We start from the raw sequence: 20,058 nt of genomic DNA on the forward strand, positions 1-20,058 counted from the left end.
CTGAGCAATGTGCTTGCTGACGAGAGCAGTATGCATCAATACCCAGCAGTTAACTCATCGATTTACCGAATGCGTTAACTATGCCAGGTAGGGGAGGAAATGCCTACCTTGATGAATGTTTTTGTTGTGATATGTCAGTCAGATCTATTGGAAATGCTGAGTGGGAAGGGCGACGAGTACAGGCATCGCCCTGATTGCCATTTACGTTAGCCGCAGGTTTCCATCTCCCGCAGCGCCCGCCCATAAAGATTACACAACGCAGGAACCAGATGCGCCGTGGCGTTGAGATAGTGATTCAGCTGTTCCCTGCCTTCAGTGTCCAGCTGTGGGTGCTTTTGCAGTAAATGGCCGAATAGCATCAGGCCGTGGCACAGCCCTTCCGCCTGTTCGGCAGAGAGGGCGGCCAGGTCTAAGAGTTCTGAGGGATTAAAAGCGCTGAGATCGAGGTGGTTAAACAGTTGGCGATAGAGGGTGAGAGTGTTTGCAACGGATTCTGTAGTGGGAACCTTTGTCATGGGTGCATCTCCGTATGTCATTAGTTAATGACTATCACCAGAGACGCTAAACTCGGGTGGTAGCCCAGACGGGGTTAGCGTCACCGGGACATACGAACCGGCGCTTCTTGCGAAGCCCCCGCCTGAGCCACCATTATTTGGCGTGAACTGAAGCTGCTGCATTATTACATAATACAGCGGTAGTATGTCAGATTCGGAACGCTAACTCCGGCTGCGGATTTTGTCACAGCGAAAAAACTATAGCGTTATCAGTAAAAGGAAAAAATAATCTGTATAGAATTACAGTTTATTTACTTTTAGGATTGGAATGTACCTCGCAATTCGGCATATCATATTTTCGTTGAACTATCAGTCATCCATTCATGGATAATATTTCTTCATTAAGATTTATAAATAATGGAATATGATGAAAGCTAATTGCGTACTGGTCATTGCAGGAGCGATATTGTTAAGCGCCTGCACCGGCGATCGTCTCGATCAGCGCTATGCGCCGGATATCCCTATCACCGCCCATACTAAAGCGAATGGCGACATCTGCATCTCTCCGTCACCAAAGGAAAACGAAAGGCCAGATACGCTCTATCTCAGTGGTGATGCTGATGAGAAATTGATTGAGGTGGGGAATCAGGATCTTAAAAAGGGCATTTGCGTTACGCAAAACGATTACCCGTTTCGGGAAAATCATATCTACAGCATGAGGCTAAATTTTGTGTCGATTGAGAAGCGCAGAAACCTGCAGGATATTTCCGGCAGGGCCTTTATTGCTCACTTCAAAGTGAAAAAGCTCAACGGCGCTTACGAAATTGAAAATATCACGCAGGGCAGCAGATAACGCAGAGACAAAATGAAACGGATCTTCCTCCTCGCATTCCCCTTCCTGCTCGCCGGCTGTCCGTCGATAGGCGATCGTATCCCCGTAGACTACCCCGCTACCGCCAACCTGCGTGAGGGCAAAGTATGCATCACCGTTCAGCCGCAGGGAGACGAAAAGCTCGTGGGCATCTCAATTTACCGATTGGATGAGGCGCAGAGTCGTACATTCAAATTCTTCGATCCACTGCGGGATGTCGCCCCCAATCAGTGTGTCCCTGATGAGGGCTACGTATTTACGCCGGGGCAGCAATACCACTTCTCCGCGAAGCTGGTCTCCCAGAAGAAAGAACACGCAGGTGAGTTCCCCTCTGCACGCGAATTCGTCGCCGAATTCGTTGTGCAGCAGGAAGGCAATCAACTTAGGTTGGAAGCCCTCCACACCCCACGCTAACTCCACCGCCACCGCCCCAAACCTACCCCAAATCCCCCCCATTGCTGGCAATCACTTTCTTATACCACCAGAACGATTTCTTGCGGGTGCGGGCGAGGGTGCCGTTGCCCTGGTCGTCGCGGTCGACGTAGACAAAGCCGTAGCGCTTGCTCATTTCGCCGGTCGAGGCGGCCACCAGGTCGATGCAGCCCCAGGTGGTGTAACCCAGCACCGGCACGCCGTCGGCGATGGCGTCGGCCATGGCGCGGATGTGTTCGCGCAGGTAGCTGATGCGGTAGTCGTCTTCTATCTCGCCTGCTGCATTGAACTCGTCGTGTGCGCCCAGGCCGTTTTCCACCAGGAACAGCGGTTTTTGGTAGCGGTCGTACATCATGTTCATGGTGATGCGCAGCCCCAGCGGATCGATGCCCCAGCCCCAGTCGCTGCGCGGCAGGTGCGGGTTCGCCAGCGATTTCACCACGTTGGCGGCGCTGCTGTTGTTGTCGTTCATGTCGGCGGAGGCGCAGCGCGAGGCGTAGTAGCTGAAGGAGACGAAGTCGACGGTGTGTTTCAGGATGTCGGCGTCTTCCGGTTCCATGACGATGCTGACGTCTTTCTCGCGGAAGACGCGGGCGGCGTAGGAGGGGTAAGCGCCGCGCGCCTGCACGTCGATAAAGAACAGGTTCTCGCGGTCTTTCTCCAGCGCGGCCCACACGTCTTCCGGCTTGCTGGACCACGGGTAGAAGTTGCCGCCGGCCAGCATGCAGCCCACCTGGTTGGCGGGGTTCACTTCGTGGGCGATGCGCGTCGCCAGCGCGCTGGCCACCAGTTCGTGGTGCGCGGCCTGGTATTTCACCTGTTCGGGGTTTTCGTCCGCTTCAAACACCAGCCCGGCGCCGGAGAACGGGCTGTGCAGCAGGATGTTGATCTCGTTGAAAGTCAGCCAGTATTTCACCAGCCCGTCGAAGGCTTCGAAGCAGGTGCGGGCGTAGCGGGTGAAGAACTCCACCATCTTGCGGCTGCGCCAGGAGCCGTATTCGGTCACCAGGTGCATCGGCACGTCGAAATGGCACAGGGTCACCAGCGGCTCGATGCCGTATTGGCGACACTCTTCGAACAGGCTGCGGTAGAAGGCGATGCCTTCGGGATTGGGCGTCAGCTCGTCACCGTTGGGATAAATCCGGCTCCAGGCGATGGAGGTGCGGAACACGGTAAAGCCTATCTCCGCCATCAGCGCGATGTCGTCGCGGTAGCGGTGGTAGAAATCGATGGCGTCGTGGCTGGGGTAAAACTCGTCGTCGCGCAGGCTAAAGCGCTTCTCCAGCCCGAGTTTGACCGCCATGCGGTGTGGGCCGTGCGGGATCATATCGACGGTGGTCAGCCCTTTGCCGCCCTCGCGATAGCCGCCTTCCGCCTGGTTGGCGGCTAAAGCGCCGCCCCATAAAAATCCTTTAGGGAATGTTGAATCGGACATGCAATCCTCTGGTGTCTCATTGCGTTGCGCCGGCGGCGTTCGCCGCCGGTGCGGTTTGGCCGGGCGCGGCGGCGTTTTCCGGCAGATCCTCGAAGCCCAGCATCAGCGTGAGCGCGAACGACAGCACCACCGAGAGCGCCATCACCGCCACCACCCACACGATGCTCATCGGGTTGGCCGGATCGAAGAACTGCACGCTGGTGAACAGCCCGGGCGAGGCCATCGAATGGCTGGCCAACCCGCCGATGCCGGCGACCGCGCCACAGACAAAGCCGCTGATCAGGCTCGCGACCAGCGGCCGCTTCAGGCGTACCGCCACGCCGTACAGCGCCGGTTCGGAAATCCCCGCCACGATGGCGGAGGCCGCGGCGGCCAGCGCGGTCTGGCGTAGTTCGCGGTTCTTGGTTTTCAGCGCCACCGCCAGCGAAGCGCCGCCCAGCGACAGGTTGGCGCCGATCTCCGAAGGCATCACCATGCCCTCTTTGCCGGTCTCGGCGATGGTCTGGATGATGGTCGGGGTAAACACCCGGTGCATGCCGGTGATCACCAGCAGCGGCCAAATCGCCCCCATGATGGCCACGGAAAGCCAGCCCAGGTAGCCGTGCACGGTGTAGACCAGCGCAGAGATGCCGCTGCCGATCCAGATGCCGAGCGGCCCGATAAGCAGAATGGCGATCGGCGCGGCGATCAATACGATCAGCATCGGCTTGAGGAAGTTCTTGGTCACCGCCGGGGTGATGCGATCCACCCCGCGTTCGATGTGCGACAGGATCCAGGTCATCACCAGCGCCGGGATCACCGTGTAGGTGTATTTCACCGCCGTCACCGGGATGAAGGCGAATTCCACCGCCTGGCCTTGCGCCGCCTTGGCCATCAGATCGATAAAGTTGGGATGCACCAGCACCCCGGCGATGGCGATCGCCAATGACATGTTGGTTTTGAACTTCAGCGCCGCCGAGGCGGCGACCATCACCGGCAGGAAGAAGAACGCGCCGTCGCCGATCACGTTGAGGATGACGAGGGTCGAGGAGCCTTTCTCGAATACCCCGGCCATATCCAGGATCATCGCCAGCAGCTTCACCATCGAGCCGCCGATGATGGCGGGGATCAGGGGCGACATGGTGCCCACCAGCGCGTCGAGAATGCCGGCGCCGATGCCCTTCAGGGTGAGCTGGCGTTTTACCGGGGCGGCGGGGGCCGCCGCGCCCGGCATGCCGAGCGCCAGCACCGCCTGATAGGCTTTGGCCACCTCGTTGCCGATGATCACCTGGCACTGCTCACCGCTGTGCACCACGCCCAGCACGCCGTCGATGGCCTTCAGCGCCGGCGTGTCGATCCGCGCTTTGTCTTTCACCACGAATCTCAGGCGGGTCATGCAGTGGGTCACGGCCTCGATATTGCCCGTGCCGCCCAGGGCGGCCACGATGGCGTGCGAGATCTCTGCGTAGTTCTTCGGCATGGCGTGTCGTCTCTCAGATAGCAATTCGGATAGCCCAAAGGCGAATATTTACTGCCTGGGCGATCCGTCGTTCCATCCGTATGAAACGCCCATAAGAAACCGGTTTCACAAAATCATGTATTGGTGTTTTGTTGTTGGCAAGGACTATGGTTTTTGGCGTTGCGTTTTCGTGATCTGGATCGTTAGGGGTAAGCGCATACCGCTGTGCAGGGGCGTGAAAACGTTTCAAACGCCGGGCGTCTTGGGTAGACTGCGCTGAACCCATGGATTTTGGCGGCGCACAGATGGCAACGATACTCGAGGTGGCGAAAAAGGCCGGCGTTTCAAAGGCGACGGTGTCGCGCGTTTTGTCCGGCAGCGGCTATGTCAGCGAGGAGAAACGCGCGTTGGTGGAAAAAGCCATCGCGGAAACCGGCTATCGGCCCAACCTGCTGGCGCGCAGCCTGGCGACCAACACCACCCAAACCCTCGGCCTGGTGGTCACCAACACCCTCTACAGCGGCAACTATTTCAGCGAACTGATGGCGCAGTCGGCGCGCATCATGGAGGCGAACGGCCGCCAACTGATCCTGGCGGACGGCAAGCACACCGCCGAAGAGGAGCGGGCCGCCATTCAGTTTTTGCTGGATCTGCGCTGCGACGGGGTGATCATCTACCCGCGTTTTCTGTCGATCGCGGAAATGGACGAGATTGTCTCCCAACACCGCCAGCCGATTCTGGTGATCAACCGGCGGCTGCGGCTGAACGACAGCTACTGCATCTTCAGCGATCAGCACGCCGCTGGCGCGGCGGCGGTGGCGCACCTGATCGCGCGCGGGCATCGCGACATCGCCTTTATCACTGGCTCGCTCGATTCCCCCACCGGGCTGGAGCGGCTTTCTGGCTACAAATCCGCGCTGGCGCAGCAGGGCATTGCGGTTAACGAGGCGTTGATCGTCGAAGGGAAATGGCACGCGCAAAGCGGCGTGGCGGCGGTCGATGCGCTGCTGGCCGGCGGGCAGCCGTTCAGCGCCATCGTCGCCGGCAACGACGAAATGGCCATCGGCGCGATGAAGCGGCTGGCGGAGCGTGGCGTGGCGGTGCCGGAGGCAGTATCGGTCATCGGCTTCGACGACATCCCGCTGGCGCCCTATACCGTGCCGTCGCTGTCGAGCATGAAGATGCCGGTCACCGAGATGATCCAGGAGACCATCAACCGCCTGCTGTCGATGCTGGACGGCGGCGAGCTGAGTAAGCGCCCCAGCTTCCCGGCCAGCCTGATCGAGCGCGAGTCGGTGGCGGCGGGGCCGTACGAGCGGGATTGAACCCGGAAATGCGTCCGGAGGGTTAAGGTCCAGGCTGGCCGCCTAAGCCCTCGTCACTCGGCGCAGCGATGTCATCCTGCCACCATGCTTTTCCGCGGCGGCGTTTCAGCCGTTTCCCCTTACCACCCTGAGTAATAATCTGAAAGAGCGCCCCAAGACTGCTCTTTCGAGCCGCTATACGTTATGTTATCCCCCGAAAGTTTGGCCGTTCCCACCCGCCTTTAGCGGTTGAAAGCATCGCGCTTTCTTCTGTCTCGGCATGGCTTCCTGCGTTGCGTCGGTGAACGGTTTCACTGGCCAGCCTTGCGGCCCTGCGGATGAATGGCCTGAGCATGTCGCCGTCCGGCGGCAATACCCGAGCGACCACCAGAGATTGGCGTCTGTGAGCCAAGGGCGGTAGCGTAGCCATCCGGCGTTTCCGGCGACAATATCCGAACACGACGGTTGCGTGCCGACCTAAAACCAACAGAGCTGCGATGCAGCTCTGTTGGTTTTAGGGGCTTGCTCGCGGCGGCGTGGTGGGAATGTTGTTATTCGATTACCGGCAGGGTGTTTACCCAGGAAAAAGCCTTTAGCCGTTTTATGCGCATGTAAAACAATGTGGCGATGAAATGACCACGGCGTATTTTAGAGGATTCTATGAAAATTATCGTTACCGGCGGTGCCGGGTTTATTGGCTCGGCCGTTGCCCGCCATATTATCAATGATACCGCTGATCACATTTTGGTGCTGGATAGCCTGACCTATGCCGGTAACCTCGAATCCCTGGCGCCGATCGCCGATAGCGATCGTTACTCCTTCGAGCAGGTCGATATTTGCGACCGTCAGGCGTTGGATCGCGTGTTCGCCGCCTTTCAGCCCGATGCGGTGATGCACCTGGCCGCCGAAAGTCACGTCGATCGTTCTATTGACGGCCCGGCCGCCTTTATCGAAACCAACATCGTCGGCACCTACACCTTACTGGAGGCGGCTCGCCAGTATTGGCACGCCTTGGACGCCGAGCGCAAGCAGGCGTTCCGTTTCCATCACATCTCCACCGACGAGGTGTACGGCGATCTGCACGGCACCGACGATCTGTTTACCGAAACTACGCCTTATGCGCCAAGCAGCCCGTATTCCGCCTCCAAAGCGGCCAGCGATCACCTGGTGCGCGCCTGGTTGCGCACCTACGGTTTACCGACCGTTGTCACCAATTGTTCGAACAACTATGGCCCTTACCATTTCCCGGAAAAGCTGATCCCGCTGACGATCCTGAACGCGCTGGAAGGCAAGCCGCTGCCGGTATACGGCAACGGCGCGCAGGTGCGCGACTGGTTATATGTAGAAGATCATGCGCGGGCGCTGTATAAGGTGGTCACCGAAGGCGCGGTGGGGGAAACCTATAATATCGGTGGTCACAACGAGCGCAAAAATATCGAAGTGGTGCAAACCATTTGCGCACTGCTGGATGAGCTGGTGCCGCACAAACCGGGTGATATCGCGCATTATGCGGATCTCATCACCTTTGTGACCGATCGCCCGGGCCACGATATGCGCTATGCGATCGACGCCGCCAAGATCGATGCGGAGTTGGGGTGGAAGCCGCAAGAGACCTTTGAAAGCGGCATTCGCAAAACCGTGGAATGGTATCTGGCGAACGAAGCCTGGTGGAGCCGGGTGAAAGACGGCTCCTATGCCGGCGAGCGTCTGGGTTTGACCCGTTAATCGATTTTTAAGGAAGAAGAATGAAAGGCATTGTTTTAGCGGGCGGTTCCGGCACGCGTCTCTATCCCATCACGCGCGGCGTTTCCAAGCAGTTGCTGCCGATTTACGATAAGCCGATGGTCTATTACCCGATCTCGGTGCTGATGCTGGCGGGCATTCGGGATATCCTGATCATCTCCACTCCGGAAGATATGCCCTCCTTCAAGCGCTTGCTGGGTGACGGTAGCCGTTTCGGCATCAATCTGAGTTATGAAATTCAGCCGAGCCCGGACGGCCTGGCGCAGGCCTTCCTCATTGGCGAAGCGTTCATCGGCGGTGACAGCTGCGCACTGGTGCTTGGCGACAACATTCACTTCGGCCAGGGCTTCGGCAACAAGCTGGAGTCGGTGGTGAAGCGCAGCGAAGGGGCGACGGTTTTCGGCTATCAGGTGATGGACCCTGAACGTTTCGGCGTGGTGGAGTTCGACGATAACTTCCGCGCGTTGTCGCTGGAAGAAAAACCGGCCGTGCCAAAATCCAACTGGGCGGTCACCGGGCTTTATTTCTATGACCATCACGTGGTTGAGATGGCCAAGCAGGTTAAGCCGTCGGCGCGCGGTGAGCTGGAAATCACCACGCTCAACCAGATGTATCTGGAGCGCGGCACGCTGAACGTCGAGCTGCTGGGGCGCGGTTTCGCCTGGCTGGACACCGGCACGCACGACAGTTTGATCGAGGCCTCTCAGTTTATACACACTATTGAGAAGCGTCAGGGCTTCAAGGTCGCTTGTCTGGAAGAGATCGCCTACCGAAAAGGCTGGTTGACGCGTGAGCAACTGGCCACCGAAGCCAAGCTGCTCGGCAAAACGCTGTATGGCCAGTATCTGTCGCAGCTGATCGCGGAAAAATAACCCCGGCCCGCCGTGCTTTGAACACCCGGAGCGTGGCGGGGCACTGGACGAACCTGCATATAGAGCGGATATGAGCACTGTACATATTTGTCCTCTGGATAAATTTATTCCTTCATTCATTGAATTTGTGAATGAGAAATTCGATCCCGATGAACACACGTTTTGGGTCTATGGCGATAAGGTGCGTTTCGCTTTGCCGCCGGCGGATAACGTTCACTATCTCGGGGCGGATCTGTTTGGTAACGTCAAGCCGACGTTGAAGTTGATGAAGGCCATTCAACGTCACGATCGGGTGATTCTGCACAGCTTCCACGGCATCAAGATGGCGCTGTTGCTGCTGTTGACCCCTTGGGTATTAAAAAAATGCTATTGGTTCATATGGGGGGGTGACCTTTACCAATACCAAATCGGCAAGCGTAACTTCAAATGGCGCCTGACAGAGCTTCTCCGCCGCCCGGCCATTAAGCGTATGGGCAACTTTGTCACTTACATCAAGGGCGATTACGAGTTGGCTAAAAAGTGGTACGGCTGCACCGGCCGGTGGCATGAGTGCCTGCTGTATACCAGCAACGTATACAAGAAAAACGTCATTGATGAACGTGCGGCGGGCGAGGACGGTAAAACCACCATTCTGCTGGGTAATTCTGCCGATCCAACTAATAATCATTTTTCCGCGTTTGATATATTGGAAACGTACAAAAACGAGAATATTGAGCTCGTCGTACCGCTTTCCTATGGCAATAAACGCTATGCGGCAGAAGTGGTGGCCGAAGGCACGCGGCGCTTTGGCGAGAAATTTGTACCATTAACCGACTTTATGCCTTTCCAACACTACCTGACGCTGCTGGGGAAAGTGGATATCGCGGTGTTCAACCATCATCGCCAACAGGCGATGGGTAACACCATTTCCCTGCTGGGGCTGAAAAAAACGGTGTTTTTGAATCCAGGCACCACGCAGTGGGACTTCTTTCAAGAAAAGAATATCCAGGTATTGGATCTTCAAACGTTTTCGCTACGCAGCCTGAGCGCGGCGGAAAAGCATGACAACGAGCAAAAAATCGAAGCCTATTTCTCCGCTGAGAACCTTACCGCGCAGTTAAAGGCCGTCTTTACTTCCTGATGCCGCACGGCACATCGCCCCGGCATGCATTCAGAATCGACAACAAGGGATAACATGATACCGTTCAACAAACCACCGGTAACCGGCAACGAAATTCAATATATCAATGCGGCGTTGGAGAATGGGAAATTGTCGGGCGACGGCCCGTTCGGCAAACAGTGCCAGAAATGGTTTGAAAGCAAGCTGGGGTGCAAACACGCGCTGTTGACCCCATCTTGCACCGCCGCGCTGGAGATCGCCGCGCTGCTGGTTGATATCCAGCCGGGCGACGAAGTTATCATGCCAAGCTACACCTTCGTCAGTACCGCCAATGCCTTCGTGTTGCGCGGCGCGAAAATCAAATTCGTCGATATCCACCCTGAAACCATGAATATGGATGCAGCGCTGGTGGCTGCGGCGATCACCGATAAAACCAAAGCCATTGTGCCCGTGCATTACGCCGGCGTCTCCTGCGATATGGATGCGATCATGCGCCTGGCCGACCAGCATAACCTGCTGGTGGTTGAAGACGCCGCGCAGGGCGTCATGAGCAAATACAAAGGCGATTTCGTTGGCGTTAAAGGTCACCTGGCGGCTTTCAGCTTCCATGAAACCAAAAACTACACCAGCGGTGGTGAAGGCGGCGCGTTGGTGATCAATGACGAACGCTTTATCAAACGCGCCGAAATTCTGCGTGAGAAGGGTACCGACCGCAGCCAGTTCCTGCGCGGCCAGGTGGACAAATATACCTGGGTCGATTTCGGCAGCAGCTTCCTGCCGGGTGAACTGCAGTCGGCTTGCCTGTGGGGGCAGTTGGAACTGGCTGATGAGATTAACGATAACCGACTGGCGACCTGGCACAAGTACTATGCGAGCTTTGCGCCGCTGGCGGAGAAAGGGCTGCTGACGTTGCCGACCATCCCGGCGGACTGCGAGCATAATGCGCATATGTTCTATGTGAAGCTGAAGGATATCGAGCAAAGAACGCAGTTCATCGCTCACCTGAAGGCCTGTGGCGTGATGGCGGTATTCCATTATATTCCGCTGCACTCGGCGCCGGCGGGCAAGGTCTTCGGCACCTTCATTGGCGAAGACAACTACACCACCCGCGAAAGCGAGAGACTGGTTCGCCTGCCGCTGTACTACAAAATGACCGATGCCGATCAGAATAAAGTTATTGAAAGCGTAGTGAGGTTCTTTGAGTGAACGCCCGCAAGATCCTGGCGTTCGCCATCGGGCCGATCGGTAATGCCGCGCTGGGGTTGTTGACCCTGCCGGTCATTACCTGGCTGTTTTCGGCAGACGACGTAGGCCGAATCAGCATGCTGAATGTGGCCGTGTCTTTCTGCGTGCTGTTTTTCAGTTTGGGGCTTGATCAGGCTTACGTTCGGGAATACCACGGTGAAACCGATCGCGGGCAGCTGTTGAAGAACGTCGCTTTCCCCGGCTTGCTGATGATCGTAGTCATCAGTGCGGCGTTCCTGCTGTTCCCCGGCAGTTTGTCCGCGTTGCTGTTCGAACAGAAAGACACGGCGATAAGCTGGCTTATCATGTTGATTCTTTTGGCGTCGTTCATCAACCGTTTCTTGTCCCTGATACTCAGGATGCAGGAGAAGGGGATGGCGTTTTCGCTCAGCCAACTGATGCCCAAGCTGATGACGCTGATCGTCATTGGCCTGTGCTATGTTCTGTTTACCCAGCATACGCTGATGCAGTTGGTGGTGGCGAACGCCGTCGGTTTTATCGCCGTGTCGCTGATGCTGATGTGGTCTTCCCGGGCGGATTGGATAGCCGCACTGCGCAGTTCGCTGGACTACGGCAAACTGAAAGCGATGCTCAAGTTTGGCTATCCGCTGATCTTGGGCGGGTTGGCGTTTTGGGGGTTAACCACTGTCGATAGGATGTTCGTGCGAGCCTATTCCGGCTTTGAACAGCTGGCGATCTTCTCGGTGGCGGTTAGCTTCGCCGGCGTGGCGAGCATCCTGCAAAGTGTGTTCTCTACCGTGTGGGCGCCGATGGTGTACAAGCTGGCGGAGTCTAACGAAGGCGGCGAACAGCAGATGGTAACCAAGGTCACGCAGTGCATGCTGATTGCCGTGGTTTGCCTGTTCAGCCTGGGTGGGCTTTTTTCTTGGATTACGGATTATGTTTTGCCCAAAGAATACATTGACGTTAAGTATGTTCTTATTGCTTGTCTGGGCGCGCCATTGCTTTATACGCTTTCCGAGACCACGGCGGTGGGGATCGGTTTAAGTCGAAAAACGCTCTATTCTATGTTTGTTTCATTAGTTGCTTTGGTCGTCAATATCACCTCAAACGCATTGCTGGTGCCACGTTTCGGCGCCGGTGGCGCGGCGGTAAGCACCTGTCTGGCCTTCTGGGCATTCCTGATCCTGAGAACGGAGTTCTCGATTATCAGCTGGAAGACCATGCCACGTTTTGAAATGTATTTCTTCACTTTCCTCTGTCTGGCGGGGGCATCGGTTTCAGCGCTGGCAGGCGAGAAAATGAAATATGAGCTGTTTGTCTATTGGGGTGTCTTACTGGCCGTGGTGCTGGTGAGGAACCTCAGGTTCCTTAAGTCGTTCGCCAAACGATAACGCTTTCGGTCAGGCAACCCGTTGCGGGTTGCCGCCGTTTTCCCCATTTCTTCTTCTCATCATGACAGCGCGATCTCGCTGACGTCTCCTCTTGCTCAACGCAGCCGCCCCCGAATCTCCTCCTCCGGCAGATCCACACCAATAAATACCAAGGTGCTCTTGCGCTCTTCCTCCGGCAGCCATTCCCGATCCCAGTCGGCGTTATACAGCCGCTGTACGCCCTGGAACAGCAGGCGGCGCGGTTCGTCTTCGATGGACAGAATGCCTTTGTAGCGCAGCAGGTTGTCGGCGTATTCCAGCAGCAGGCCTTCCATCACCTCGGAGATTTGCATCAGCGGCAGCGGGCGCTCCAGCGTTACCACGATCGAGCGGATGTCGCTCTGCGGCTGCGGGATGCGGTGGAACAGCGGGGCGGGCGGCGTCAGGTTCAGCTTGTCGTTCAGCGTAAAGCCTTCGATGTCGAACAGCACGCTCAGATCGATATCGCCGTGCGTCACCTTGTACACCGGCGCGCGGGCGTTCATCCGCTGCAGCCGTTGGATCAGCGCCTCGCAGTCCGGCGCCACGTCGGTTTTGGTCAGCAGGAGGCGGTCGGCGTAGCCCACCTGCGCCTGGGCGATGCTGAACTGGCTCAGCTGCTGCTCGGCGTGTGCCGCGTCCACCAGGGTGATGATGCCGTCCAGCAGGAAGCGCTCGCACAGGATCTCGTGCGAGAAAAAGGTCTGGGTAATCGGGCCGGGATCGGCCATGCCGGTGCATTCGATGATCAGCCGGTCGAACGCTAGCTGGCCGCTGTCGACGCCGTCCAGCAGATCCAGCAGCGCGTCCGCCAGTTCGTTGGACTTGCTGCAGCAGATGCAGCCGTTGCTCAGGGTGGTGATGCGGCTGGCGCGATCGCCGATCAGCGCGTCGTCGATCGGCACTTCGCCGAACTCGTTCTCGATGACCGCGATTTTATAGCCGTGTTCGGCGTTCAGGATGTGGCGCAGCAGGGTGGTTTTGCCGGCGCCCAAAAAGCCGGTCAGGATGGTGACTGCAATGGGTTTCATACGGGTCCTTGTGACTGCGGGTTAACAGCAGCGCATGCCGCCTTTGCCGTCGCCGCCGTAGCGCGCTTGCTGGCGCTCGCGGAAAAATTCTTTATAGGTCATCACCGGCTTGTCCGGGTGGTTGTCTTTCATGTGCTGGACGTAGGTATCGTAGTCAGGCACGCCCACCAACATGCGCGCCGCCTGCCCGAGGTACTTTCCCGCCTGGCCAAGATTTCCGAACATAGTTTCTTACTCCCAAATACCCTGCTTACCCTTCGTCTTTCGAACCGCAGCGGTGTTGGCTGCACTCCCGAACCCCAGTCACTTACTTGAGTAAGCTCCTGGGGATTCGCTCACTTGCCGCCTTGCTGCGGCCCGAAATCCTTTGGGTACCGGTTAACTTTCATGTCGGTACTGCATAACTGATTTTATTATGCAGGGTATCCGTTAAATCACATCAATGCTGGGTCGAAACTTTGACCTCCCCCTCAGTTACGCCGTCGGCGGGCGCGGCCTGCGGCACCGGCACGTAAGGCGTTTCCTGGTCGGTGCGTTTCGGGTTCTTGTGCGCCGCCATCGCGGTTTTCACCCCATAGAAGATGATGCTGTACACCACCAGCAGGAACAGAATGCTCAGTCCGGCGTTGGTGTAGTTGTTCACCACGATGTGGTTCATGTTGGCGATCTGCTGGGCGCTCAGCTCGGCGCCGCCTTCGGCGATCTTGCGCTTGTATTCGCCGGCCAGGAAGAAGAAGCCTTCCAGCTGCGGGTTGTCGCTGAACAGCTTCAGGCCCAGCGCGTAGGTGGTGCAGATCAGCAGCCACACCGCCGGCAGCACGGTCACCCAGATGTATTGGGTGCGCTTCATCTTAATCAGCACCACGGTGCCCAGCACCAGCGCCACGGCGGCCAGCATCTGGTTGGAGATGCCGAACAGCGGCCACAGGCTCTTCACGCCGCCGAGCGGATCCACCACGCCCTGATACAGCAGGTAGCCCCACAGCCCGACGCAGCCGGCGGTGCCGACAATGCCGGCCACCAGCGAGTCGGTTTTCTTCAGGAACGGCACGAAGTTGCCCAGCAGATCCTGCAGCATGAAGCGGCCGGAGCGGGTGCCGGCGTCCAGCGCGGTCAGGATGAACAGCGCCTCGAACAGAATGCCGAAGTGGTACCAGAAGCCCATGTTGGCGCCCGGAATGATCTGGTGGAACACGTGGGCGATGCCCACCGCCAGCGTTGGCGCGCCGCCGGCGCGGTTCAGCACCGAAGGTTCGCCGATGTCGGTGGCGGTCTGCAGGATCTGTTCCGGGCTGATGACGAAGCCCCAGGAACTGACCGCCGCCGCTGCGTGCACGGTCACGTCCTTCAGCGAAGCCATGATCATCGGCGCGTCTTCGGTGCCCAGGCGGTGCAGGTCCGGCATGGTGATGCCCAGCGCCGCCGGCGGGGTGTTCATGGCGAAGTACAGGCCCGGCTCGATGATGGACGCCGCCACCAGCGCCATGATGGCGACGAAGGACTCCATCAGCATCGCGCCGTAGCCGATAAAGCGCGCGTCGGTCTCATTGGCCAGCAGCTTCGGCGTGGTGCCGGAGGCGATCAGCGCATGGAAGCCGGAGACCGCGCCGCAGGCGATGGTGATGAACAGGAATGGGAACAGGGTGCCTTTCCACACCGGGCCGGTGCCGTCGACGAACTGGGTCACCGCCGGCATTTTCAGCTCAGGGTTGAGGATCACGATGCCGATCGCCAGCCCGACGATCACGCCGATTTTCAGGAAGGTGGCCAGGTAGTCGCGCGGCGCCAGGATCAGCCATACCGGCAGCAGGGCGGAGACAAAGGCGTAGCCGATCAGCGTGAAGGTGATGGTGGTGTCTTTAAAGGTCAGCGCCGGGCCCCAGTACGGGTCGTGCGCCACCACGCCGCCGAACCAGATGGCGGCCACCAGCAGCACGATGCCGATGACTGACACTTCACCCACGCGGCCGGGGCGCAGGTAGCGCATGTAGATGCCCATAAACAGCGCGATCGGCACGGTGGAGCAGACGGTGAACACGCCCCACGGGCTTTCCGCCAGCGCTTTCACCACGATCAGCGCCAGCACCGCCAGGATGATGATCATGATCAGGAAGCAGCCGAACAGCGCAATGGTCCCTGGTATCGGCCCCATCTCTTTTTTGATGATCTCACCGAGCGAGGCGCCGTTGCGGCGCGAGGAGATGAACAGCACCATAAAGTCCTGCACCGCCCCCGCCAGCACCACGCCGCCCAGCAGCCACAGCGTGCCGGGCAGGTAGCCGACCTGCGCGGCCAGCACCGGCCCCACCAGCGGCCCGGCGCCGGCGATAGCGGCGAAGTGGTGGCCGAACAGCACGTTCTTGTTGGTCGGCACGTAGTTGAGGCCGTCGTTGTTGACCACCGCCGGAGTGGCGCGGCCGGCGTCCAGCTTCATCACCCTGGTGGCGATGTACAGGCTGTAGTAGCGGTAGGCCACCAGATACACCGCCACCGAAGCGACGACGATCCACAGCGCGCTGATGTGTTCGCCGCGGCGCAGCGCCACCACGCCGAGGCAGGCTGCGCCGAGTATCCCCAGCAGCATCCACGGAATGTGCTTTAAAATCCCCTCTCGTTTCATGAGGTATCCTTAATTCCAGTCTGCAAAATATGAATGAACTCATCCGCTTGTAAGAGATGTCAGAGTGGCGCGGTGAGCCGTAGCGTCTTTCCCGAGGTAAGGCGGGTTTAGGAACAGCTCATCATCGCTGGGGGTAAGGGGGGAAGACAGGCGTATTTCGCTCAGCGGTCAGATCCGCCGGGTGAACGGTTGGATTGGCGGGGTGAGCGGTTTGCTGCATAACCAACAGCCGCCCGCCAGCCGCTGTTGCCAATGCAGCACCCGCTTTAATCCGCCGGCTTTAAACCCTCGGTTTATCAGCCAGATGCCTTAACGCGGCGGTTGGCACGCATTCTGCTATCGGATTTATAACCAAAACAAGGTTTTCAATATTTGTAAATCGATAATGGTTATATGCGTGCCGCATCACGGCGCCAACGAGCAGAGGGAGAGAAGCATGTCAGCAGCAAACCACTCGCAGCAGCCTATTCAGTTCGCCTACTGGGTGCCGAATGTCTCCGGCGGTCTGGTGATCAGCAACATCCCGCAGCGCACCGGTTGGGACATCGGCTACAACCGCAAGCTGGCGCAGATTGCCGAGCGCGCCGGTTTCGACTACGCGCTCACCCAGATCCGTTTCACCGCCGGTTACGGCGCCGACAACCAGCACGAGTCGGTGTCGTTTTCGCAGGCGCTGCTGGATTCCACCGAGAAGCTGAAGGTGATCGCCGCGCTGCTGCCGGGGCCGTGGAACCCCACGCTGGCGGCCAAGCAGATCGCCACCATCAGCCACCTTTCGGAGGCGCGCATCGCGGTCAATATCGTCAGCGGCTGGTTCCGCGGCGAGTTCAAGGCCATCGGCGAGCCGTGGCTGGATCATGAGGAGCGCTACCTGCGCTCGGAAGAGTTTATCCGCTGTTTGCGCGGCATCTGGGCCGAGCCCAGCTTCAGCTTCGCCGGCGATTTTTATCGCTATCGCGACTACTCGCTGAAGCCCAAGCCGCTGGATCCGCTGCCGGAGATCTTCCAGGGCGGCAGCTCGCGGGCGGCGCGCGACATGGCGGCGCGAGTCTCGGACTGGTACTTCACCAACGGCAACAGCGTGGAGGGCATTCGCCAGCAGGTGGACGATTTGCAGACCAAGGCCAGGGCCAACCAGCACCGGGTCAAGGTGGGGGTGAACGGCTTCGTCATTGCCCGCGATACCGAGCAGGAAGCGCAGGCGGTGCTGCAGGAGATTATCGATCACGCCAACCCGGAGGCGGTGCAAGGATTCGGCCATGAGGTGAAGAACGCCGGGGCGGCTTCGCCGGAGGGCGAGGGCAACTGGGCCAAATCCTCGTTTGAGGATCTGGTGCAGTACAACGACGGCTTTAAAACCAACCTGATCGGCACGCCGCAGCAGATCGCCGAGCGCATCATCGCGCTGAAAGACGCCGGGGTGGATCTGATGCTGTTGGCGTTCCTGCACTTCCAGGAAGAGGTGGCGTTCTTCGGCCGCGAGGTGATCCCGCTGGTGCGCGAACTGGAGCGCCAGCGGGCGGCGGCCTGAGTTCAGTAAACCTGCCTGCCGTTGATGCCGGTGGGGAAAATGCCGGTGGCGAAAATATGCCCGTTGGCCTGGATCTGGTCGTCGGGCAGCATCTCCAGCGGGAACTCGCCCGCCAGGCAACTGAGAAAGGCGTTGCGATCGTCCGTGGTGGTAAAGCCGATCAGATCGTAGAACAGCAGCGAAGCGATCAGCTGGCGATGTTCCGGGATGCGCCGCAGCAGCGCCGCCGATGGAAACGGCAGGTGGAAGAAGAACGCGCAGGCATTCAGCAGCCCCTGCTCCTTCAACGCCTGGGCGCAGGGCAGCAGCTGGTAGTCGTCGATACAGACGATGTCGCCCGGGCACAGGTGCTCGCAGGCGATATCGGCGAAACGGCAGTTCAGCTGCCGGTAGGCGCGGTAGTTTTCCGGCGTGAAGTGCGCCTTCTCCGGCTGGTTGTGGAACACCGGCCACAGGCCGTCGTGGTAGTAGCCCTGATAGTGGCGGCGAAACTCCTCGATCGACAGCGGGAAGGTCACCTGATCGTAACCGGCGCGTTGGCGGCAACTGATCGGGCGCTGCGCGAAATTCTGCACGTCGCCGTTCCAGCCGAGCCACAGCCCCGGTTCGGCGTCGGCCGCCAACGTCCGGCCGGCGCAGGCCAGATCCTTGCCGTCGCATTGTTTGTTGGAAATCAGCACCAAACGAGACATCGGGTTCTCCTTATCAGTGCAGGGCGCGCGGGGCGTGCGCCGCGCAGTCGGCGCGCCAGGGCGCTTGCAGCACGGGCAGCGTGACGCGCAGGCCGCGCAATGCCGGATGCGCCAGGCAGCAGCGCGTCAGCCAGCTTCCCAGCCCGACGCCGCGGTATTCGGCGCTGACGAACAGCTCGCTCACCGAGGCGAAGGTGGCGTAATCGGTCACCATACGGGCGAAGCCGAGCTGGTGGCGTTTGCGGTACAGGCCAAAGCACAGGCCGTGGCGCGCCAGGCGCTCCGCCGCCGCCCGATCCGGCAGGCTGAGGAAACGCTGGATCGCCTCGATATCCAATAGCTGCCGATCGGTGCTGATATGAAAAACGCCTTTGCGCCAGCAGAGCAGCGGCTGTACGGGGGCCAATTGCGGTTGCATGTTCATGATTATCCTTAGGTTAACGAATCAGTGGATGGTTACAGCATCCAGCCGAGTTCGGCGGCGGTGACCTGTTCCTCGAAGCGGCGCAGTTCGGCGCTTTTGCAGGTGTGCCACAGGGTGCAGAACGCCGGGCCGAGCAGCTCGCGCAGCGGATCGCTGTGGCGGAACAGCGCCAGCGCCTCCTGCTGGCCGAGCGGCAAGGGTGCGGCGTTGTCGCTTTCGCAGCCGTTGGCGGCGGGCGGCAGCGGCAGCGGGTGTTCCAGCCCGTGCAGCAGGCCGCCGAGCATCACCGCCAGCGCCAGATAGGGGTTGGCGTCGGCGCCGGCCAGGCGGTATTCGATGCGCTGATTGGCGCTGTCGGCGCAGGGCAGGCGCAGCGCCACCGTGCGATTGTTGTGGCCCCAGGAGGCGCGCAGCGGCACGTGCATGCCGGGGCGGAAGCGGCGAAACGCGTTGATGTTGGGCGCCAGGATCGCCATCGACGCCGGCATCAGCGCCAGCATGCCCGCCATCGCCTGCTGCATGTTGTCGCTCAGTTCACCCGGCGCGCCGGTCAGCAGGTTCTCGCCGTGCTCGTTCTGCAGGCTGATGTGAAAATGCAGCCCGCTGCCGGCGGCATGGGCGCAGGGCTTGGCCATAAAGCAGGCGTGCTGGTGATGTTGCTCGGCAATCTGCCGCGTCAGGCGCTTCAGCGCCATGATCTGGTCGCAGGCTTCCAGCACGCGCCGGCTGTGATGCAGGTTCAGCTCGTACTGGCCGGAAGCGGCTTCGGCCACCACGCCGGTCAGCGGCAGGCTTTGCAGCCGCGCGTGCCGTTCGATGTCGCTCAGCAGCGCATGGTGGCGCTCGGGCGCATCCACCGCGAAGCTCTGCGTCGGGCAGGCTTCCGCCTCGGCGGGGCGCTGCGGATCCTGCAGGTAGAACTCCAGTTCGGCCGCCACCACCGGGAAGCAGTTGCGCTCGTGCAGGCGCTTCAGCACCCGTTGCAGCACCACGCGCGGCTCCAGCTCGCAGGCGTCGCCGTCGGCGTTTTGCATCGTCAGCAGCAGCTGGGCGTGGCGTTCGGGATCGCGCGCGCAGGGGCGCAGCGTGCCGGGCACCGACAGGCACAGCCGATCCGGCTCGCCCGCCCGCTGCCCCAGCCCGCTTTCTTCTATCACCCGGCCGTGCAGATCCAGGGCGTAGATCGACAGCGGGAAGTAGCAGCCTTTTTCCAGGCCAAAGGCTTCGGCGATCGGCAGGCGCTTGCCGCGCAGCTGGCCGTTCAGATCGTGCAGATAAATATCCAGCTGTTCGGTATCTGGATAGCGCTGCAGGTAGTGTTCCAGCTCTTTGCGGAAGGTGCGCGTCGGCGATGCGGGCAGCTCCGCCAGCAGGGGATTGAACCCGATGATATTAGCATGCATGGCGCGCTCCAGAACGAAGACCGGTCACGGACAGAGGCAGGGATAAACGCA

Annotated in this window: 18 protein-coding genes; 9 read left to right on the forward strand and 9 right to left on the reverse strand. The window is 59.5% G+C overall.

Annotation, left to right across the window (positions count from 1 at the left end; translation table 11 throughout):
• Positions 1-206 precede the first annotated feature (206 nt).
• Positions 207-515 (reverse strand): hypothetical protein, encoded by a 309-nt coding sequence (locus GT753_RS14185; protein WP_160125710.1) that lies wholly within the window; start codon positions 513-515, stop codon positions 207-209.
• Positions 516-921: 406 nt separating this feature from the next.
• On the opposite strand from GT753_RS14185, the gene GT753_RS14190 reads away from it, so the two are divergent.
• Both GT753_RS14190 and GT753_RS14195 read left to right on the forward strand, forming a co-directional pair.
• Positions 922-1,347 carry a putative T6SS immunity periplasmic lipoprotein gene (locus tag GT753_RS14190; RefSeq protein ID WP_015376476.1) on the forward strand — a complete coding sequence of 142 codons (426 nt, stop codon included), beginning with the start codon at positions 922-924 and terminating at the stop codon, positions 1,345-1,347.
• 12 nt (positions 1,348-1,359) lie between these two features.
• On the forward strand, positions 1,360-1,779 hold the full coding sequence (locus tag GT753_RS14195; protein WP_160125711.1) for a putative T6SS immunity periplasmic lipoprotein: 420 nt from the start codon (positions 1,360-1,362) through the stop codon (positions 1,777-1,779).
• Between the two features lie 22 nt (positions 1,780-1,801).
• Here the strand turns inward: GT753_RS14195 and GT753_RS14200 are convergent, their stop codons facing one another.
• Together GT753_RS14200 and ascF are read right to left on the reverse strand one after the other, a co-directional pair.
• Positions 1,802-3,232, reverse strand: a complete 1,431-nt coding sequence (locus GT753_RS14200) for a 6-phospho-beta-glucosidase (RefSeq protein WP_160125712.1) — start codon at positions 3,230-3,232, stop codon at positions 1,802-1,804.
• A 16-nt stretch (positions 3,233-3,248) separates the two neighbouring features.
• The gene (gene ascF / locus GT753_RS14205; RefSeq protein WP_160125713.1) at positions 3,249-4,691 is read right to left on the reverse strand and encodes a PTS cellobiose/arbutin/salicin transporter subunit IIBC; all 1,443 of its coding nucleotides are present in this window, start codon (positions 4,689-4,691) and stop codon (positions 3,249-3,251) included.
• 284 nt (positions 4,692-4,975) lie between these two features.
• Between ascF and GT753_RS14210 the strand changes: the two genes are divergently transcribed.
• From GT753_RS14210 to GT753_RS14235, 6 genes are all read left to right on the forward strand, one after another.
• Positions 4,976-5,995, forward strand: a complete 1,020-nt coding sequence (locus GT753_RS14210; RefSeq protein WP_121976700.1) for a LacI family DNA-binding transcriptional regulator — start codon at positions 4,976-4,978, stop codon at positions 5,993-5,995.
• 639 nt (positions 5,996-6,634) lie between these two features.
• Positions 6,635-7,699: a dTDP-glucose 4,6-dehydratase gene (rffG, locus tag GT753_RS14215; protein WP_015376481.1), complete on the forward strand. Its 1,065-nt coding sequence runs from the start codon at positions 6,635-6,637 to the stop codon at positions 7,697-7,699.
• 20 nt (positions 7,700-7,719) lie between these two features.
• Complete coding sequence (gene rfbA, locus GT753_RS14220; protein ID WP_015376482.1) at positions 7,720-8,589, forward strand: glucose-1-phosphate thymidylyltransferase RfbA; 870 nt, start codon at positions 7,720-7,722, stop codon at positions 8,587-8,589.
• A gap of 70 nt (positions 8,590-8,659) precedes the next feature.
• Entirely contained in the window at positions 8,660-9,709 is a 1,050-nt protein-coding gene (locus tag GT753_RS14225) for a TDP-N-acetylfucosamine:lipid II N-acetylfucosaminyltransferase (RefSeq protein ID WP_160125714.1), read from the forward strand.
• A gap of 54 nt (positions 9,710-9,763) precedes the next feature.
• Positions 9,764-10,894: a dTDP-4-amino-4,6-dideoxygalactose transaminase gene (gene rffA / locus GT753_RS14230; RefSeq protein ID WP_015376484.1), complete on the forward strand. Its 1,131-nt coding sequence runs from the start codon at positions 9,764-9,766 to the stop codon at positions 10,892-10,894.
• Entirely contained in the window at positions 10,891-12,288 is a 1,398-nt protein-coding gene (locus GT753_RS14235; protein WP_015376485.1) for a lipopolysaccharide biosynthesis protein, read from the forward strand. The genes rffA and GT753_RS14235 overlap by 4 nt, the downstream gene beginning before the upstream one ends.
• Before the next feature lie 95 nt (positions 12,289-12,383).
• Here the strand turns inward: GT753_RS14235 and yjiA are convergent, their stop codons facing one another.
• The 3 genes from yjiA to GT753_RS14250 form a co-directional block, all read right to left on the reverse strand.
• Complete coding sequence (gene yjiA / locus GT753_RS14240) at positions 12,384-13,337, reverse strand: GTPase (protein ID WP_076740901.1); 954 nt, start codon at positions 13,335-13,337, stop codon at positions 12,384-12,386.
• Between the two features lie 21 nt (positions 13,338-13,358).
• Positions 13,359-13,562: a YbdD/YjiX family protein gene (locus GT753_RS14245; RefSeq protein WP_004953088.1), complete on the reverse strand. Its 204-nt coding sequence runs from the start codon at positions 13,560-13,562 to the stop codon at positions 13,359-13,361.
• A 214-nt stretch (positions 13,563-13,776) separates the two neighbouring features.
• The gene (locus tag GT753_RS14250; protein WP_015376487.1) at positions 13,777-15,957 is read right to left on the reverse strand and encodes a carbon starvation CstA family protein; all 2,181 of its coding nucleotides are present in this window, start codon (positions 15,955-15,957) and stop codon (positions 13,777-13,779) included.
• Between the two features lie 436 nt (positions 15,958-16,393).
• Between GT753_RS14250 and sfnG the strand changes: the two genes are divergently transcribed.
• Positions 16,394-17,488 (forward strand): dimethylsulfone monooxygenase SfnG, encoded by a 1,095-nt coding sequence (gene sfnG / locus GT753_RS14255; RefSeq protein ID WP_049239726.1) that lies wholly within the window; start codon positions 16,394-16,396, stop codon positions 17,486-17,488.
• Positions 17,489-17,490: 2 nt separating this feature from the next.
• Here sfnG and GT753_RS14260 read toward each other — a convergent pair whose 3' ends face one another.
• Genes GT753_RS14260 through GT753_RS14270 form a run of 3 tightly spaced genes read right to left on the reverse strand, consistent with a single transcriptional unit; the run spans position 17,491 to position 20,007 of the window.
• Positions 17,491-18,180 carry a trehalose-6-phosphate synthase gene (locus tag GT753_RS14260; RefSeq protein WP_015376488.1) on the reverse strand — a complete coding sequence of 230 codons (690 nt, stop codon included), beginning with the start codon at positions 18,178-18,180 and terminating at the stop codon, positions 17,491-17,493.
• 13 nt (positions 18,181-18,193) lie between these two features.
• Positions 18,194-18,604 (reverse strand): GNAT family N-acetyltransferase, encoded by a 411-nt coding sequence (locus GT753_RS14265; RefSeq protein ID WP_015376489.1) that lies wholly within the window; start codon positions 18,602-18,604, stop codon positions 18,194-18,196.
• A 32-nt stretch (positions 18,605-18,636) separates the two neighbouring features.
• Positions 18,637-20,007, reverse strand: a complete 1,371-nt coding sequence (locus GT753_RS14270) for a glutamine synthetase family protein (RefSeq protein ID WP_160125715.1) — start codon at positions 20,005-20,007, stop codon at positions 18,637-18,639.
• Between the last annotated feature and the right edge of the window lie 51 nt (positions 20,008-20,058).

The sequence above is a fragment of the Serratia sp. Z4 genome (assembly GCF_009900725.1).
GTDB classification, from domain to species: Bacteria; Pseudomonadota; Gammaproteobacteria; order Enterobacterales; family Enterobacteriaceae; genus Serratia; species Serratia nematodiphila.

Excerpts from the sequence above, each read along its gene's own strand:
- GT753_RS14245 (WP_004953088.1), bottom strand. The coding sequence starts at position 13,562 with ATGTTCGGAAATCTTGGCCAGGCGGGAAAGTACCTCGGGCAGGCGGCG.
- GT753_RS14270 (WP_160125715.1), bottom strand. The coding sequence starts at position 20,007 with ATGCATGCTAATATCATCGGGTTCAATCCCCTGCTGGCGGAGCTGCCC.
- GT753_RS14260 (WP_015376488.1), bottom strand. The coding sequence starts at position 18,180 with ATGTCTCGTTTGGTGCTGATTTCCAACAAACAATGCGACGGCAAGGAT.
- sfnG (WP_049239726.1), top strand. The coding sequence starts at position 16,394 with ATGTCAGCAGCAAACCACTCGCAGCAGCCTATTCAGTTCGCCTACTGG.
- GT753_RS14200 (WP_160125712.1), bottom strand. The coding sequence starts at position 3,232 with ATGTCCGATTCAACATTCCCTAAAGGATTTTTATGGGGCGGCGCTTTA.
- rffA (WP_015376484.1), top strand. The coding sequence starts at position 9,764 with ATGATACCGTTCAACAAACCACCGGTAACCGGCAACGAAATTCAATAT.
- GT753_RS14250 (WP_015376487.1), bottom strand. The coding sequence starts at position 15,957 with ATGAAACGAGAGGGGATTTTAAAGCACATTCCGTGGATGCTGCTGGGG.
- yjiA (WP_076740901.1), bottom strand. The coding sequence starts at position 13,337 with ATGAAACCCATTGCAGTCACCATCCTGACCGGCTTTTTGGGCGCCGGC.
- GT753_RS14265 (WP_015376489.1), bottom strand. The coding sequence starts at position 18,604 with ATGAACATGCAACCGCAATTGGCCCCCGTACAGCCGCTGCTCTGCTGG.
- GT753_RS14210 (WP_121976700.1), top strand. The coding sequence starts at position 4,976 with ATGGCAACGATACTCGAGGTGGCGAAAAAGGCCGGCGTTTCAAAGGCG.
- GT753_RS14185 (WP_160125710.1), bottom strand. The coding sequence starts at position 515 with ATGACAAAGGTTCCCACTACAGAATCCGTTGCAAACACTCTCACCCTC.
- rfbA (WP_015376482.1), top strand. The coding sequence starts at position 7,720 with ATGAAAGGCATTGTTTTAGCGGGCGGTTCCGGCACGCGTCTCTATCCC.
- GT753_RS14195 (WP_160125711.1), top strand. The coding sequence starts at position 1,360 with ATGAAACGGATCTTCCTCCTCGCATTCCCCTTCCTGCTCGCCGGCTGT.
- rffG (WP_015376481.1), top strand. The coding sequence starts at position 6,635 with ATGAAAATTATCGTTACCGGCGGTGCCGGGTTTATTGGCTCGGCCGTT.
- GT753_RS14225 (WP_160125714.1), top strand. The coding sequence starts at position 8,660 with ATGAGCACTGTACATATTTGTCCTCTGGATAAATTTATTCCTTCATTC.
- GT753_RS14190 (WP_015376476.1), top strand. The coding sequence starts at position 922 with ATGAAAGCTAATTGCGTACTGGTCATTGCAGGAGCGATATTGTTAAGC.
- ascF (WP_160125713.1), bottom strand. The coding sequence starts at position 4,691 with ATGCCGAAGAACTACGCAGAGATCTCGCACGCCATCGTGGCCGCCCTG.